This window comes from Corynebacterium stercoris (genome assembly GCF_024160105.1).
Classification (GTDB): Bacteria; Actinomycetota; Actinomycetes; order Mycobacteriales; family Mycobacteriaceae; genus Corynebacterium; species Corynebacterium stercoris.
In genome coordinates this window covers 1-16672 of record NZ_JAMFTQ010000021.1, presented here as the reverse complement: position 1 = coordinate 16672, position 16672 = coordinate 1, and the positions used below count along the sequence as shown (strand labels likewise).

Here is a 16672-nt window from a genome sequence, read left to right as displayed (position 1 = left end):
ATTGCTACCCGACGTTTACTAGCAGACACCCTACCTGGCCAGCGCGACTTCACACGAAATTCACGCTTGCCGCACAGCCGTGAATTCTTTCAGCAGGTAATTCCACTTGCAGTGCGCGCACACCTCGACCAGATGCACGGTGATCGGCCCCACCTCGGCCACCAGGCGCGCAATTTCGTCTTCATTCCGCGCGGTACCGCTGCGCCGCCCCAGGCGCTCCGAGTACACCCACGTCACCTCGCGCATCTCCTTCCCGCAGATGGGGCATTCGCGTGCCGACGCTTGACCGTGGTGCTCCGCCGCAGCTCGGAGAAGGAAATCGGCATCACAAATCTCGTCGATAAGCACCCGCCCTTGGCGGAACTCGCGCAAGGTAGTACGGCGCTGCCACTCGTGGGAAATCTCGTGGATGAAGCTGACCATGATTAAAGACGTGAAAATATTTGACTTTGCTAATCTTGTACCGCAGATCGCGGCGTTTCGCTGCGCCACAGTTATACAGGGAGAAGAATCGCAATGGCATCCCACGGTGAGGGCCGGCCGGACCCCATGGCAATCGCGGAGAAGGTCCGTCCCGCCATCACGCGGCTGTACGTGAGCTATTTCCGCACCGCCGACCATTCCAGCCTCTCCGGCCCGCAGCTGTCCATCATGCACCGCATCCAGGAGCACGGCCCGAAGCGCGTGCGCCAGCTCGCGGACGCGGAGGGCGTGCGCATGCCTACCGCCTCCAACACGATCAACCAGCTCGAGGACCGCGGCCTCGTGCGCCGCGTCCGCTCCGAGGAGGACCGCCGCGGCGTTGTGGTGGAGCTGACCGATGCGGGCATCGAGGAGCTTGAGCGCGTGGGCCAGGAGCGCAACAAATTTGTCGCTGAGATGCTGGCCACGCTTGACGACGACAGCTTGCGCACCCTCGCCGGCGCATCCGACGCGATTAACGCTCTGGCCACGGCCTACGCCGACAACCTCAACGCGGAGTGGGCCGACCGCTAATCCGCGGCGCGCCCGCTTCTGCGCGGCTGGCAGTTTGCTCGGGCCGAAATTAGTTTTCGCTGGCAACCACTGCGTAAGCTAACCGACGATGGGTCATCGCTCCTTTACCACGGATCTCGCAGAGCTGCCGGACAACGGCCGGGCGCTGCGGGTTGTTGTCGGCTGGGACAAGACAAACACCGAGGCGGTGGAGTTCGCGGCCTGGCTCGGGCGCTCCCTGCCGGTGAAGGTGCAAGTCGTCTCCGCCGTCGAGAATTCATGGTCCAAGCCGCTGAGCGAAAAGAAGTACCGCAAGTGGTTCAAGGAGCGCACCTCCGAATTTGAAAACCAGGTGAAGAAGGTGCTCAAGGCCCACGTGCCGCGCCAGCAGTGGGCGAAGCACACCGCGCACCTCACCGAGCGGGCCGACGCAATCAACTCCCTCTACGTCTCCGCGGAAGAGTTCACCGCGGACATGATTGTGCTGGGCTCGCGGGCGAAGACGGCGAAGAGCCGGTTCCGGGCGTCGTCCATGGCGGATGAGCTCATGCACTCCTCCCCCGTCCCGCTCGGGCTCGCACCGAAGGGCGTGAACCTCTCCCGAAAGGGCATTACGCGTGTGACGTATGCGCTGGTTGAATCGTCGGAAAGCGCGATGCCCAAGCCCGAAGGGCGCTTCTCCGGCCTGCCCTACGCGGCGACGATGGCGTGCGTGCTCGGCGTGCCGCTGCGCATCATCGCGTTCTCCCCGCGTGAGCAGGCGATCGAATTCACCGACGAGGCCGCCGAGTGGAACGAATCCACCCTGGGCCTGCTCGACCGCGCGCGCGACCAGGCATTCGGCGTGGCCACCGCGATCAACCCGGATGCCGCCGACACCTTCGATGTGCACAGCTTCGTCGCTTCCGGCAAGGGCTGGAAGCGCTCCATCGACTCGGTGAAGTGGAAGAAGGGCGACCTGCTGTGCATCGGCTCGCAGCCGTCTGACCAGTTCAAGCGGGTGTTTGTCGGCTCCCGCGAGGGCGAGTTCATCCGCTTCGCGCCGGTGCCCGTGATTATCTATCCGCGGGGCACGCTCTAGCCGGGGCTACAGTGGGGTGTTATGGCTGAGATGCGCGAACACCCGGAAAATGATCTGCAGTCCGGCGCGGACAGGTTCAGCCGCGTCCGCCCCGAACCGCGCACCTTCGACGAGCTCGCCGACCAGCCCGACCCGTTGGTCGCCGCCGAGCGCGCCCGCGCCTCCACCCGCCAGGCCCTCGGTTACGCGCTGGCAACCATCGCCGTCACGCTCGGCGTCGGGCTGATCTTGGCCCTTGTCTCGCGCATCCAGGGCGGCCCGCTTTGCGACGCCGGCACCGCGACCTGGTTGTGCACCGAGACCTGGCGCACGTGGTGGGCGATTCTCACCTCGATCCCGCCGGTGGTGATGCTGATCGGCTGCGCAGTGATCATGGTGCGCAAACTCAACCGCTACGAACGCTGGATGCCCTGGATGGGCGTGTTCTGGCTGCCGTTGGTGCCCTTCACCATGATCTGGCTGATCATCACCGTTGGCATGCTCGCGTTCGACGCGACGGGGTAGGGCGGCCCGCTGCTTGCCCAGCCGCGGTCAGCGGGTAGCCGCCTTCGCCGCGCACTCGGCGCAGTACGGGTTGGTCTCGCGGCAATCCTCGCAGCTCAAGTACTGGTGGCGGCACTCCGGCTCGTTGGCGCAGTTGTAGAACTGGTTCGTCGGCGCGTCGCAGTGCACGCAGTGGCCCAGCTGCACGTAGTTCGGGTCATCCGGCGCGCCGAACTCGGTGTGCATGCGGTCGTCGAACACGTAGAGGGAGCCCTCCCACAGGCCGGCGTTGCCGAACTTCTCGCCGTAGCGGACGATGCCGCCGTCGATTTGGTAGACCTCCTCGAACCCGCGGTTCTTCATCAGCGGGGTGAGTACCTCGCAGCGGATGCCACCGGTGCAGTACGCGATGACGGGCTTGTCCTTCATCCAGTCGTACTTGCCGCTCTCGAGCTCGCGAATGAAGTCGTGCGTAGTTTCCACATCCGGAACCACCGCGTTCTTGAATTTGCCGATCTCCGCCTCGCGCGCGTTACGGCCGTCGAAGAACACCACGTCCGGATTCTCCGCGACCAGCTCGTTCACCTGCTCCGGGGTCAGGTGGGTGCCGCCGCCGATCACGCCGTCCTCGTCCACCTTCAGCTCGCCCGGGGCGCCGAACGCAACGATCTCATCGCGTACCTTGACGCTGAGCTTGGGAAAGTCGGCGGCGCTGCCGTCGGACCATTTGAACTCGATGCCGCGGAAGTACTCTTTCGTCTTCTTCACGTACGTCTTGCACGCGCGGATGTCGCCTCCCACGGTGCCGTTGATGCCGTGCTCGGAGATGAGGATCCGGCCCGTCAGCCCGAGGCCCTCGCAGAGGTCGCGCTGCCACAGCCGCACCGCTTCCGGGTCCGCGATGGGCTGGAACTTGTAGTAGAGCAGGATCTTGCCGGTCATACCCCGAAGTCTAAAGCTGGTACGCCTTGAACAAAATCGCGTGCCGGGCACCGTCGTCAAGCACCTCGGCCCCTTGCTCCGCCATGCCGCCGACCAGTTCGGTGCCGCTCGGGTGGTCGGGGAGCGCCTTGAAATAGGCCTCGTGCGCATCCAGCGATGCAGCGCCCTTGTCCACGTGGTGCTGCTCCACCGCCACGGCCACGTCCGGCTCGGCGTGGCCGGTGACCAGGAGCATGCGCGCCTGGTGGCGCTCGCCCGCATCCGGGAACACGAACTCGTTGCCCGCGTCCCGCGCGGCATCGAGTGCGGCGATGCCGGCAACGCGGTGGTCTGCCTGGTTCAGCCCCCACGGCACGACAACATCCCACGCCTGGGTGAGGATCACGCTGGGTTTGCGCTCACGGATGACAGCCGCAATCGCCTCGCGCAGCGTAAGCGAGTAGGTCAGCGTGCCGTCCAGTTGGTCCGGCAGGTCCAAGAAGATGAGGTCGCGCGCGCCGACGATGTCGCAGGCGCGGCGCTGCTCGCCCGTGCGCACGCGCTTCGCTTCGTCGGCGTCCATGCCGGCGATGCCGTGCTCACCGCGGGTGATCAACAGGTAATCAACCGCGATCCCCGCCTCCGACCAGGCGGCCACTGCCGCCGAGGCGCCGTATTCCATGTCATCCGGGTGCGCCACGACGGCCAGCACCGAATCCTCCGCCGTGAGGTTGAGCCGCTCGATTGCCATTAGCGCTGCTGGTCCATGCGCTGCTTGAACTCGATAGCGTCGCGCGTGTACACGCGGCGGTGGGTGCCCACTTTGTGGCCTTGGAGCCGGCCTTCGTCGATTAGCTTCACGACGAACGGCCGAGAAACGCCCAAGAGTTTCGCCACCTGCTGCGTCGTCATCTCGTCCTCCGGCTCCGGGGAGCGCACGAGGCGGCCCTCCGCGATGTCCTCCAAGATGTTGCGGATCCAGATCGCGGTGTCCTTGGGCACCGAAACCTCGCTGCTAGCTTGGGAGCGAGCGCTGGCGAGGTTGCCGTTGAGCTCGGCGAGGGCCTGCTCCACGGGAGAAAGCTGCGTGTTGTTGTCCATATCGGACACCATATGACGCAACCGCACCGAGCGCAACAGGTGCATTAAACGAACCTTCTTGACAGCTCCAATTGCCGGCTGCAGAGTGAGCTCTCAACGATGTCGCTGACAGGTGTCCAATTGAAACGTGCAGGTCAGAAGGTTGCCGTTGAGAGCTCCAGTCGCTGACAGCTCCAGTTAGCACACCCTAACTGGAGCTGTCAGCGCGAGTAAGCACCGCGGCGCACACGCCGACACAGCCGGCCCGCCTACCGCTTGTGGTACAACGCCTTCTTCCAGTACTCGGGCTCGGAGGTGACCAGCACGCCGAGGGAGCGGAAGATGCCTTCGTCGACGGAGCCGAGGATGGTGGTCACGTGGGCGTCGCAGCCGCGGAGGTATTTGAGGTGGTCGAGCGCGACCTGGGCCTGCGGGTTCACTGAGGCGGAGACGGAGAGTGCGATGAGCACTTCGTCGGTGTGCAGGCGCGGGTTGATGGAGCCGAGGTGGCGCGTCTTCAGCGACTGGATCGGCTCAATCGACGCAGGTGAGAGCAGGTGCACCTCATCCTTGATGCCGGCGAGCGACTTCAGCGCGTTGAGCAGCACGGCGGCGGACGGGCCGAGGAGGTCGGAGGTCTTGCCGGTGACAATTTGCCCGCTCGGCAGCTCGAGCGCGGCGCCCGGCTTGCCGGTGGCGTCGGCGATCTCCATCGCGGGTGCGACCACGGCGCGGTCTGCGGCGGTCACGTTCGCCTTGCGCATCACGTTGAGGACGCGGTCGGATTCGGTGGAGTCGCGGTCCGAACGTCGTTCGTCGACAAGCGCCTTGTAGTAGCGGCGGATGATCTCCTGCTCGGAGGCGTGGCGGCAGGCGGCGTCGTCGGAAATGCAGTAGCCCGCCATGTTCACGCCCATGTCGGTGGGGGACTTGTACGGCTCCTTGCCGGTCGCCTCCTTGAGCAGGGTGCGCAGGAGCGGGAAGACTTCGATGTCGCGGTTGTAGCTGGTCACCTGCTCGCCGTAGGCGTCGAGGTGGTACTGGTCGATGACGTTGACGTCGTCGAGGTCCACGGTCGCGGCCTCGTAGGCCAGGTTCACGGGGTGGGACAGCGGCAGGTTCCAGATCGGGAAGGTCTCAAACTTGGCGTAGCCGGCCGGGATGCCGCGCTTGTTGTCGTTGTAGACCTGGCTCAGGCAGGTGGCCAGCTTGCCGGAGCCGGGGCCGGGTGCCGTCATCACGATCAGATCGCGGGTGGTCTCCACGTACTCGTTGCGGCCGAAGCCCTCTTCGCTCACCACGGTGGACGTGTCGTTCGGGTAGCCCGGAATCATGTAGTGCCGCGCCACCTTCAGGCCCAGCCGCGTGAGCCGCTCCAGAAACGCCTCCACGTTGGCGTTCGCGCCTTCGAGCTGGGTGCACACCACGTTTTCGACGAGGAAACCGCGCTCGCGGAAAACGTCGATAAGCCGGAGCACGTCTTCTTCGTAGGTGATGCCGAGGTCAGCGCGCATCTTCTGCCGCACCACATCGCCGGCGTTGAAGCAGATGATGATCTCGATCTCATCTTTAATCCGGTCCAACATGGCGATCTTGTTGTCCGGGGTGAAGCCGGGCAGGACGCGCGATGCGTGGTGGTCGTCGAAAAGCTTGCCGCCCATCTCCAGGTACAGCTTGCCGCCGATGGCTTCGCGCCGAGCCGTGATGTGCTCGGACTGCATTGCTATGTACTTTTCGCGGTCAAACCCGATGGTGTACGGCATGGCCCACAGTCTAACCCCGCGCCTAGGCTAAAGAGCATGTACGCGACGACCTTCACTGTTGCCCAAATCCGCGCCGCCGAAGCCGTGCTGCTCGCTGCGGAAACGGAGCCTGACCAGCTCATGCGCAACGCCGCGCACAGCGTCTTCCGCGTCGCCGAGCTCATGCTGGGCTGGGCCACGCTTGCCGACGATCATTTCCCCAGCGACTCCCCCACCCGCACCCTGATCCTCGCGGGGCCCGGCGGCAACGGCGGCGACGCGCTCTACGCGGGGGCCGAGCTGGCGCTCGCGGGCCGCAAGGTCGATGCCTGCCTCACCGCGGGCGATGCGCACGAGCGAGCGCTCAACGCCTTCACCAACGCCGGCGGCACCGTGCTCGAGGCACTTCCCGAGGAGCGCTGGCGCTACATAGAGACTTACGCACTGGCGATCGACGGCATCACGGGCATCGGCGGCTCAGCCGGCCTGCGCCCCGAGCTCGCCGGCGCGGTCGAGCTGCTGAACCAGGGCCGCGAGTACGGCGTGCCGGTGCTGGCGGTGGACCTGCCCTCCGGCATCGAGGCGGACACCGGCCTGGGCGGTGGCCTGCACGTCACGGCAGACGTGACCGTCACGTTCGGAGGGTGGCGCCGCGCGCACGTGCTGAACCCGGCGTGCGGCGTGCAGCTGCTGGCCAGCCTCGAACTCCCCCACATGTCCATCAACGAACCGCTGGTGGACACCTTGCCCGAATGGGCCGCAGACGGCCCGCCGCTGCTCTCCGCCAACCGCGCAGTAGTGCCCTCCCCGCTCGCCGGCGGGTGGCCGGAGGACATGACCACGCTGCGCCCCGCCCCTGTCACCAACACCGCGCCGGGGCCGGAGGACGACAAATATTCCGGCGGTGTGGTCGGCATCCGGGCCGGCAGCGACACCTACCCTGGCGCGGCGATCCTCTGCACCGCGGCCGCAATCAACGCCACGCCCTCGATGGTGCGCTACGCCGGGCCGCAGGCGTTGGAGGTGGTCAGGGCGCTGCCGGAATGCGTCGTTACGCAGAAGCTCGAGGATGCCGGCCGCGTGCAGGCGTGGGTGTTCGGGCCCGGCGCGGGCACGGATGCGGCCGCCGCGCAGGAGTTGCGGTGGGTGCTCGCGCAGGAGGTGCCGGTGCTTATCGACGCTGACGGGCTCACCCTCATCGCCGAGCACGCTGAGCTGCGGGAGCTGGTAAAAGAGCGTCGGGAAGCGACGGTGCTCACGCCGCACGACGGCGAGTTCGAGCGGCTGCGCAAAGCCGTGGGCGTAGAAGCGTCGAACCGCTACGAGGAGGTGCGCGCACTGGCGACTGCGATGAAGTGCAGCGTGGTGCGCAAGGGGCGGGTGACGCTGATCGCGCCGGAGGAGGAGTTTTTCTGGGTGCTGGGCGTGGACGCGGGGCACTCGTGGGCGGCGACGCCGGGCTCCGGCGACGTGCTCGCGGGGATTGCGGGGGCATACCTGGCGCTGGGGCACGCACGCGATTGGCCGGTGGAATTCGCACTGGCGGGCGCGGTGTCGGTGCATGCGATCGCGGCGAAGCTGGCCGCGGGAACGCCGTACGGGGACGCGACGGCGCCGGCGAGCCGGATCGTCGAGTTCGTGCGCGAAGCGACAGCGCAGTCTCACAGAAAAGAACCGTTTGTGATCTAGATCTCCGAAACCCATTGCAACTTAGCGATCGTTAACTTAGCATTTGGGCCATACGTCCATACCCTGTCCGTCTAAGGAAGGATCTGCTCATGAGGAACGCCGTCGTAGTTGAAGTTGTCCGCACCGCTGTAGGCAAGGGCAAGATGGGAGGCGCGCTGTCCGGCATGCACCCTGTCGACCTGCTGGCCACCGTGCTCGAGGCCATCGTCGAGCGCAACAACCTCGACCCGGCCAAGGTTGACGATGTGATCACCGGCTGCGTGAGCCAGGTCGGCGAGCAGGCCCTAAACATCGGCCGCCACGGCCTGCTTGCCGCCGGCTTCCCGGAGTCGGTGCCGTCCACCACCCTGGACCGCCAGTGCGGTTCCTCCCAGCAGGCCGTCCACTTCGCCGCGCAGGGCATCATGGCCGGCGCGTACGACATCGTCATCGCCGCGGGTGTGGAGTCCATGAGCCGCATCCCGCTGGGCAAGTCCAGCATGGGCGAGAACGTGCACGGCGAGCGCCTCGCCGCCCGCTACCCGGAGGGCCTGATCAACCAGGGCGTTTCCGCTGAGCTCATCTCCGAGAAGTGGGGCCTGACCCGCGAGGAGCTCGACGAGTACTCCGCACGCTCCCACCGCCTCGCCGCTGAGGCTGTGGAGAAGGGCTACTTCGACAACGAGATCATCCCGATCGAGGTCACCGACGCCGAGGGCAACACCCGCACCCACACCGTGGACGAGACCATCCGCCCGACCACCACCGTCGAGGGCCTCGGCGGGCTGAAGGCGTCCTTCGCCACCGACGAGATGCGCGAGCGCTTCCCGGACATCGACTGGAAGATCACCCCGGGCAACTCTTCGCCGCTTACCGACGGCGCTTCCGCAGCCCTGATCATGGAGGAATCCGTGGCAGAAGCGCTCGGCCTGAAGCCGCGCGCCCGCTTCGTCTCCTTCTCCGTGGTCGGCTCCGACCCGATGCTCATGCTCACCGGCCCGATCCCGGCAACCCAGCAGGCGCTCGAGCGCGCCGGCCTGACCATCGACGACATCGACCGCTTCGAGGTCAACGAGGCGTTCGCGCCGGTGCCGCTGGCCTGGGCGAAGGAGCTCGGCGCGGACCTGGAGAAGACCAACGTGGTCGGCGGCGCGATCGCGCTCGGCCACGCGCTGGGCTCCTCCGGCACCCGCCTGTTTGCCACCCTGGTCAACGAGCTGGAGCGTTCCGGCGGCCGCTACGGCCTGCAGACCATGTGCGAGGGCGCTGGCATGGCCAACGCCACCATCATCGAGCGAATCTAAGGACACACCATGACTGACACCACCCAGCCGGCGGCGCTCTACGAGGTTGACGGCCACGTCGCCACCATCACCCTCAACCGTCCGAACGCGATGAACGCCGTGAACGCGGAGCTGTCCACCGCCGTGGGCGACGCGCTGGAGCAGGCGAATAACGACCCGAACGTGTTCGTGATCATCATCACCGGCGCGGGCGAGAAGGCGTTCTGCGCGGGCGCGGACCTGAAGCAGATCGCGGCCGGCAACCCGATCGACCACCCGGAGCACCCGGAGTGGGGCTTCGGCGGCATCACCCAGCACTGGAGCGACAAGCCGGTTATCGCTGCGATCAACGGCTTCGCCCTCGGCGGCGGTTTCGAGATCGCCGTGTCCTGCGACCTCATCGTGGCTGCCGAGACCGCCAAGTTCGGTCTCCCCGAGGTCAAGCGCGGCCTGCTCGCCGGTGCCGGCGGCGTCGTGCGCACCGCCCGCCAGATCCCGCTGCGCCGCGCGCTGGAGCTCGTGCTCACCGGCGAGTTCATCTCCGCAGAGCAGGCGCTGGAGTGGGGCCTGATCAACCGCGTCGTCCCGGCCGAACAGGTGCTGGCCACCGCTCGCGAGCTCGCAGAGATCATCAGCCAGAACGCGCCGCTGTCCGTCCAGTGGTCGAAGGCCGGCGTGCACAAGGCCACCTCCGCGGGCTCCGACTGGAATAAGGACTGGTCCGGCATCGACCCGTGGCAGCTCAACGACGAGCTGTGGGACACCATTGTCAAGACCAACGACGCGATGGAGGGCGCGACCGCGTTCGCAGAGAAGCGCGAACCGAAGTGGAGCGGATCCTAATGGCACCGAGCGCCGGTGCGGTTGCCAGCGTCACACCTTCCGCGGAGCGCCCGCTGGAGGGCGTACAGGTACTCATTCTCGGCGGCATCGGCCCGGTGCCTTTCGCCGGGTTCGTGCTCGCCGACCTCGGTGCCACCGTGACCCGCCTCGAGCGCCCCGGCGCGGACAACGGCGAGGCTTCCCACAACATTCTGTGGCGCGACCAGCCGGGCACACCTGCCAATCTCAAGGACCCGGCGGATCTGGACCGCGTGCGCACCATGCTCACCGAGGCGGACATTGTGCTGGAAGGCTTCCGCCCCGGCGTGGCAGAGCGGCTTGGCCTCGGCCCCGCCGACGCACAGGCACTCAACCCGGCGGTGGTCTACGGCCGCATGACGGGCTGGGGCCAGGACGGCCCGATGGCGATGGCCGCCGGCCACGACATCAACTACATCGCCCTGTCCGGCGCGCTGGAGCCCATCGCGGGCACCGACGGCACCCCGGTACCGCCGCTGAACATGCTCGGGGACTTCGCCGGCGGCTCGATGTACCTGGTCTCCGGCGTGCTCTCGGGCCTGTACCGCGCCCAGCTCACAGGCGAGGGCTGCGTGGTGGATGCCGCCATCGTCGACGGTGCCGCGCACCTGACCGGCATGCTGCACTCCATGCGCAAGTCGGGCACGTGGGATTCCGGCCGCGGCAAGAACCTGCTCGACGGCGGCGCGCCGTTCTACCGCGTCTACGAGACAGCGGACGGCAAGTACATGTCCGTCGGGCCGCTGGAGCCGAAGTTCTACGCCGCGCTGGTGGATACCCTGGGGCTCACCGAGGAGCTCGCCGGCGTTGACCAGAACGACGAAACCCACTGGCCAGCCACCCGGGAGCGCTTCGCGCAAGTGTTCCGCACCAAAACCCGCGACGAGTGGGTCGCCGCATTCGACGGCGTCGACGCGTGCGCCGCGCCCGTCATCGCACCGGACGAGGTCTTGGGCGAGCCGCACCTCGCGGCCCGCGGCACGTACGTCGAGGTTGACGGCCACATCGAACCCGCCCCCGCGCCGCGCATTGCGCCGCTACCCCACGAAGGAGTTCAACCATGAGTGAGCACGGCACCCTCGAGGTCCAGGTCGCGGACCGCGTGGCCACGATCCGGCTGGCCAACCCGGCGAAGCGCAACGCCATCGACATCCCCACCGCGTACGCCATCGGGGATGCGGTGACGCAGCTCGCCGCCGATCCGGCCGTGCGCGCCATCGTGATCACCGGCGACGCCAAGGCGTTCAGCTCCGGCGCGGACCTCGCCTCCGAACTCACTGCGGAGGAGCAGGCGCGTATCGACGACCGCCACGGCGACCGGGACGTGCACAAGATGATGCCGGCGGTGGACCACATGGTCCTCTCGGTCGTCCGCGCGGAGGTCCCCGTGATCGCCGCCGTGGAGGGCGCGGCGGCCGGCATCGGCGCGTCGCTCACCTTCGCCTCGGACATCATCGTCGCCTCCGAGAACGCCTTCTTCCTGCTGCCCTTCGGGCGCATCGGGCTCGTCCCGGACGGCGCCGTAATCCGCACGCTCACCGCCGCGTTCGGGCGCCAGGCCACCATGGCGATGGCGCTTCGCCAGGAACGGCTCTCCGCCGCAGACGCATCGCTGGCTGGCGTGATCGCACAGGTCACCGAGCCGGGCGAGGCGTACGACGCGGCGCTGAAACTCGCCGCGGAGTTCACCGGCTCGCCGCGCGGCGCCCTCGCCGCCACCAAAGCTGCGGTGAACACAGCCGCGTTCGGCAGCATCGACAGCCTCGAGGCCACGCTCGCCGAGGAGGCGCGCGTCCAAACCGCGCTGCTCGGCACGCCTGAGCACCGCGAAGGCGTGCAAGCTTTCGTCGAAAAGCGGGCACCAAAGTTCGACTAGAGCATTAGACTACAGCCAACTCGCTTGCGTGAGCGGGGTCACATTTCATGGAGAGGAGTTGGCTGTGTCTACTGCCCGTCTGAACGTCAAACCAATGAGCGACAACCCGTCGCGCGACTTCCGCTATTACTGGCGCGAGGGCATGGACCTCCGCCCTACCCCGCCGCTGCCCACCGAGGAACCCGCGTGGGGCGTGCTCCGGCACACGCTTTTCGACGATTACCACCACGTGCCGGATTCCTGGGACGACCCTGACTTCGACACCGACATGACGCGGCTTATCGACGACCACTGGTGGCAGGACGACGAGTTGATGATGGCCGTCGTGGACACGTTCAAACGCGACCGCAAGAAGGCGCGCGCGGATTTCCAGACGGCGCTGACCGAGGGCATCGACAAGGTGGAGAACCCGGAGCCCGAGCTGGTCGCGCTCTTCGAGCAGCTGGACACGCTGCCGGAGTGGTTCGACCTCGAGTCCGCCGAGCGCGGCCGCGTGGCGTACTACAACGTGATCCCGGTAGCCGAGGAGATCGCCATCGCGTTCTCGTTCTACGGCACGATCATGGAGGACCGCACCTCCGCCGCCACCGCCGAGACCAACATGTTCGAGTTCCAGCCGCTGAAGCGCTCGCTGGAGACGACGAAGATGCTCGCCTCAATCGGCCTGCAGGACGTGTTCAACCGCTTCAGCGTGGGCTTCCAGTCCGCGGTCAACGTGCGCCTCATCCACGCACAGGCGAACCGCGGCCTGGGCAAGATGTGGGGCGAGAGCCACTACAACCGCTTCGGTTGCCCGGTGCCGTCGTCGGCAGTCTCCACCGGCATCGGCTGGTTCGCGCTCGTGCCGCTTGCCGCCGACGAGCTCTTCGGCCGCAAGCACTCAGAGCAGGAGTGGAACGATCTGGCGATGTACTGGGCGTACATGCTCTACATCATGGGCGTGGAGGACGAGATCATTCCGAAGAACGCCGAGGACATGCGCCGCCAGGTCGACTACCTCTTCGCCGGCGCGGGCGACGGCAACCAGTTCCGCACCCGCATGGCCGATACGCTGTTCCAGGCCATGGAGCTGGCGGATCCGGAGATGCCGTACAAGTCCATGGGCGCGGTCTCGCTGCTCACCGGCCGCGAGGCCGTCACCGAGGCGCTCAAGGACACCCGCTGGGATTCCCCCAAGATCGACGAGTACGCCGCTGCCGCCCGGGAGCGCGGTGAGCAGCAGGCCCGCGAGGCCATCGAGGCCGATGCGCAGCCGGATGCCGAGGAGCGCCGCCGCGCCCGCGCCCAGGAGGGCATGCCGCCGTGGATGACCCGCCACAAGGGCATTCTCGCCGCCATCGAGCGCGCTGAGCTGCCGGTCAAACCCGACTACACGGGCCACGATCAGGTGCACGAAGTCGGCGCCGTTGTGCCCAAGGGCATCTAGCGTCTCCGCGGGGGCCCGACGCGCGGGGCCCGGCGCGAAAACTCCTCGCCGAAACCCATTGCAACTTAGCGAGCGTTAAATTAATGTGATCCGCAACATACTCACGGCTGCGGGAGATCCGCGGCATTCGCTTTGGAGGGCAGTGACGCATGGCATACAACTTCTATGCTCCGCGCGATATTTACGACGAGGACCACTACGCGTTCCGCGACATGGTGCGCGCCTACCTGGATAAGTACGTCGTAGACAACATTGTGAAGTGGGAGGATGAGGGCAACATCCCGCACGAAGCGGTCCAGGCCGCCGGTGAGCAGGGCCTGCTGGGCATCGCCGTCGACGAGCAGTACGGCGGCGGCGGCATCGAGGACGACTTCCGCTTCCGCGCGATCGCGATCGAGGAGTTCGCCCGCGTGGGCGCGACCTCCCTGGCGTCGACGATTGCCACCCACACCGACATTGTCATCCCCTACTTCTCCCACCTGGCCACGGAGGAGCAGAAAGAGCGCTGGCTGCCGCAGCTGGCCAGCGGCGAGTGGCTCGCGGCAATCGCCATGACGGAACCGGGCGCCGGCTCGGACCTGCGCGGCATCCGCACCACTGCGGTCAAGGACGGCGACGAGTGGGTGATCAACGGCGCCAAGACCTTCATCACCAACGGCATCCACGCCCACCTCATCGTCGTGGCGGCGCGCACCCCGGACGAGAACCACCCGAAGGGCGGCGGCATCACGCTGTTCGTGGTTGAGGACGACCGCCCGGGCTTCTCCCGCGGACGACGCCTGGAGAAGCTTGGCATGCACGCCCAGGACACCGCCGAGCTGGCATTCGAGAACGTCCGCATCCCGGACGAGAACCGCCTCGGCGAGCTGCACAACGGCCTGCGCCAGCTGATGAGCCACCTGCCGCTGGAGCGCCTCTCCATCGCGGTCACCGGCGCCGCCGGTGCGCGCGCGGTGCTGAAGCTCACCACGGAGTACGTGAACGAGCGCCGCGCCTTCGGCCAGGCCATCGCCGAGTTCCAGAACACCCAGTTCCAGATCGCGGACATGGTCACCCGCCTCGAGGTCACCCAGGCCTACATCGACCAGTGCATCGAAAAGCTCAACCGCGGCGAGCTCTCCGCCGTCGATGCCGCGAAGGCGAAGTGGTGGGCAACGGAGACCCACAAGGACATTGTGGACCGCTGCCTCCAGCTCTTCGGCGGCTACGGCTACATGATGGAGTACCCGATCGCCCGCGCCTACGCGGACACCCGCGTGACCACGATCTACGGCGGCACCACCGAGATCATGAAGATGCTCATCGCCCGCGACGTCCTGGGCACCAAGTAAGCGGATCCGCGAAGTGAAGGAGGGATTCTCGTGACATTCCCCGCTACCACCCAAGCTGACCTCAACGACCTGTACACGGCGCGCGACATCAGTTGGGTGAGCTCCATTCGTCGGCACGCGTTGATGGTCCCTGACCGCGTCGCCATCGTCGAAGGCGACGAGACGCACACCTGGTGCGACTTTTACACCCGCATCTGCTCGATGGCGAACGCCCTCGCCGCGCGCGGCCTGAGCTTCGGCGACCGCGCGATGCTGTGCACCGGCAACAGCTACAGGATGCTGGAGTTCATCCTGGCCACGCACCTGTGCGGCGCGCTGGCGGTGCCGGTGAACTTCCGCTCCACCGTCGGCGAGTTGGTGTACGCGGCGACGGACTGCCGCCCGTGCTTCATCCTCAGCGACGAGCTGACCATCGACACCGTCGCCGAGGCCTGCGACAAGGTACCGCACGAGCTGCGGCACATCACGCTTGCCGACGCCACCCCCGAGGGCGTGTTCTCCTACAACGAGCTGATGGCCGAGGAGTCCCCCGACTTCCTGCACCCGGAGATCCCCTCGCGCACCCCGGCGTTCATCCTCTACACCTCCGGCACCACGGGCCGCCCGAAGGGCGCGGTGCTCACCCACCAGAACCTGCTGTCCAACGGTGTTGTGTGCATGTCCGCTTACGAGGGCATCCGCGCGGAGGACGCGATGATGGTGTCCACCCCGATGTTCCACATCGGCGCGCTCGGCGGCATGTCGGCGCTGGTGGTGTGCGGCGGCAAGCTGGTAATCCAGAAGTCCACATCCTTCGACCCGGACGAGATTCTCACCTCGATGGAGACGAACGGGGTCTCCATCACCTTCATGGTGCCCACCCAGTGGCAGATGCTGGTGAAGCAGGCCCGCGAGAAGGACTACGACCTGTCCAAGCTGCGCATCCTCGGCTGGGGTGCCGCGCCGGCGACAGTCCGCCTACTCACGGACATGAACGAGGTCTTCCCCACCGCCTCCGCAGTGGCGTTCTTCGGCCAGACCGAGATGTCCCCGGTGACCTGCGTGCTTGAGGCGCGCTACGCCCGCGAAAAGGTCGGCTCCATCGGCCGCCCGGTCCCGCAGGTGACGGCGCGTGTGGTTGATGAGGAGATGAATGACGTCCCGCAGGGCCAGGTCGGCGAGATTGTCTACCGCGGCTCCGGCATGATGGTCGGCTACTGGAATGACCCGGAGCGCACCTCCCAGGCGATGCAGGGCGGCTGGTTCCACTCCGGCGACCTCGTCTACGTGGACGAAGAAGGCTTCTACTACGTCAGCGACCGCAAGAAGGACATGATCATCTCCGGCGGCGAGAACATCTACTCCGCCGAGGTGGAGAATGTGCTGTCCATGCATCCGGCAATCTCCGAGCTGGCCGTAGTGGGCAAGCCGCACGAGAAGTGGGGCGAGACCCCGGTGCTCTTCGTGGTGCCCAACGACGGCTTCGACGTGCCGACGGTCGCGGACATCACCGAGTTCGCCCGCAACGACCTGGCCAAGTTCAAGATCCCGACCGAGGTGTACGGCGTGGACGCGATGCCGCGCAACACCGCGGGCAAGATCCTCAAGACTGAGCTGCGCGAGCGCGTGGGCGGCACCCCGCACGCAATCGGCGAGACGATGAACCCGCCGACGACGTAAGCGCTCGCGGCTGCGCGTGGGCGTGTGGCCGGGCGCCTGTGCGGCCGGGCGCCTGTGCGCGTGGCCTGTTCTTCGCACCGGGCGCCGCGGGGGCCTCGGGGGCCGCGCTCATCCCATACCCCAATAGTGGCGCGAGGTGCCTGCAGCAAAATTACAGGTCAGAGGGCGGTGTCATGCGGTGTTTGCGCCACGTTTGAATACTTCGTGGAGTATCTCACGTGGGGTTGCGCCGTTGAGGATTTGGCGGGGTGTTTCATTGAGCTCGTTTTGCACCCAGGCCACGTGT

16 protein-coding genes are annotated in these 16672 nt (G+C 66.8%); 11 read left to right on the top strand and 5 right to left on the bottom strand.

From position 1 onward, the window contains the following. Positions 1-60: 60 nt before the first annotated feature. Entirely contained in the window at positions 61-423 is a 363-nt protein-coding gene (locus M5J20_RS10855; protein WP_253579502.1) for a DUF5318 family protein, read from the bottom strand. Positions 424-516: 93 nt separating this feature from the next. On the opposite strand from M5J20_RS10855, the gene M5J20_RS10850 reads away from it, so the two are divergent. The 3 genes from M5J20_RS10850 (at position 517) to M5J20_RS10840 (ending at position 2560) form a co-directional block, all read left to right on the top strand. Beyond that, positions 517-996, top strand: a complete 480-nt coding sequence (locus M5J20_RS10850; RefSeq protein ID WP_253579500.1) for a MarR family winged helix-turn-helix transcriptional regulator — start codon at positions 517-519, stop codon at positions 994-996. 88 nt (positions 997-1084) lie between these two features. Next, entirely contained in the window at positions 1085-2056 is a 972-nt protein-coding gene (locus M5J20_RS10845) for a universal stress protein (protein ID WP_253579498.1), read from the top strand. A 21-nt stretch (positions 2057-2077) separates the two neighbouring features. Beyond that, the gene (locus M5J20_RS10840) at positions 2078-2560 is read left to right on the top strand and encodes a hypothetical protein (RefSeq protein ID WP_253579496.1); all 483 of its coding nucleotides are present in this window, start codon (positions 2078-2080) and stop codon (positions 2558-2560) included. A gap of 27 nt (positions 2561-2587) precedes the next feature. On the opposite strand, the gene trhO is transcribed toward M5J20_RS10840, so the two are convergent. From trhO to M5J20_RS10820, 4 genes are all read right to left on the bottom strand, one after another. After that, positions 2588-3481 (bottom strand): oxygen-dependent tRNA uridine(34) hydroxylase TrhO, encoded by an 894-nt coding sequence (trhO, locus tag M5J20_RS10835; RefSeq protein ID WP_253579494.1) that lies wholly within the window; start codon positions 3479-3481, stop codon positions 2588-2590. 10 nt (positions 3482-3491) lie between these two features. Then, a complete protein-coding gene (locus M5J20_RS10830; RefSeq protein ID WP_253579492.1) occupies positions 3492-4211 on the bottom strand; it encodes a PIG-L deacetylase family protein in 720 nt (239 codons plus the stop codon). After that, entirely contained in the window at positions 4211-4561 is a 351-nt protein-coding gene (locus M5J20_RS10825; RefSeq protein ID WP_253579491.1) for an excisionase family DNA-binding protein, read from the bottom strand. The genes M5J20_RS10830 and M5J20_RS10825 overlap by 1 nt, the downstream gene beginning before the upstream one ends. A gap of 248 nt (positions 4562-4809) precedes the next feature. Next, positions 4810-6303: a DUF1846 domain-containing protein gene (locus M5J20_RS10820; RefSeq protein WP_253579489.1), complete on the bottom strand. Its 1494-nt coding sequence runs from the start codon at positions 6301-6303 to the stop codon at positions 4810-4812. Between the two features lie 36 nt (positions 6304-6339). Between M5J20_RS10820 and M5J20_RS10815 the strand changes: the two genes are divergently transcribed. The 8 genes from M5J20_RS10815 (at position 6340) to M5J20_RS10780 (ending at position 16386) form a co-directional block, all read left to right on the top strand. Continuing rightward, the gene (locus M5J20_RS10815; protein ID WP_253579487.1) at positions 6340-7971 is read left to right on the top strand and encodes a bifunctional ADP-dependent NAD(P)H-hydrate dehydratase/NAD(P)H-hydrate epimerase; all 1632 of its coding nucleotides are present in this window, start codon (positions 6340-6342) and stop codon (positions 7969-7971) included. 89 nt (positions 7972-8060) lie between these two features. After that, complete coding sequence (locus M5J20_RS10810) at positions 8061-9254, top strand: thiolase family protein (protein ID WP_253579485.1); 1194 nt, start codon at positions 8061-8063, stop codon at positions 9252-9254. A 9-nt stretch (positions 9255-9263) separates the two neighbouring features. Then, positions 9264-10076, top strand: a complete 813-nt coding sequence (locus M5J20_RS10805) for a crotonase/enoyl-CoA hydratase family protein (RefSeq protein ID WP_253579483.1) — start codon at positions 9264-9266, stop codon at positions 10074-10076. After that, positions 10076-11158 carry a CaiB/BaiF CoA transferase family protein gene (locus tag M5J20_RS10800; protein ID WP_253579481.1) on the top strand — a complete coding sequence of 361 codons (1083 nt, stop codon included), beginning with the start codon at positions 10076-10078 and terminating at the stop codon, positions 11156-11158. The genes M5J20_RS10805 and M5J20_RS10800 overlap by 1 nt, the downstream gene beginning before the upstream one ends. Continuing rightward, positions 11155-11970 (top strand): enoyl-CoA hydratase-related protein, encoded by an 816-nt coding sequence (locus M5J20_RS10795; RefSeq protein ID WP_253579479.1) that lies wholly within the window; start codon positions 11155-11157, stop codon positions 11968-11970. Before M5J20_RS10800 ends, M5J20_RS10795 begins: the two co-directional genes overlap by 4 nt. Before the next feature lie 64 nt (positions 11971-12034). Continuing rightward, positions 12035-13396: an oxygenase MpaB family protein gene (locus M5J20_RS10790; RefSeq protein ID WP_253579475.1), complete on the top strand. Its 1362-nt coding sequence runs from the start codon at positions 12035-12037 to the stop codon at positions 13394-13396. A 149-nt stretch (positions 13397-13545) separates the two neighbouring features. Beyond that, on the top strand, positions 13546-14727 hold the full coding sequence (locus tag M5J20_RS10785; protein ID WP_253579473.1) for an acyl-CoA dehydrogenase family protein: 1182 nt from the start codon (positions 13546-13548) through the stop codon (positions 14725-14727). Between the two features lie 30 nt (positions 14728-14757). Further along, on the top strand, positions 14758-16386 hold the full coding sequence (locus M5J20_RS10780) for a long-chain-fatty-acid--CoA ligase (RefSeq protein ID WP_253579472.1): 1629 nt from the start codon (positions 14758-14760) through the stop codon (positions 16384-16386). The last annotated feature ends 286 nt before the right edge of the window (positions 16387-16672 follow it).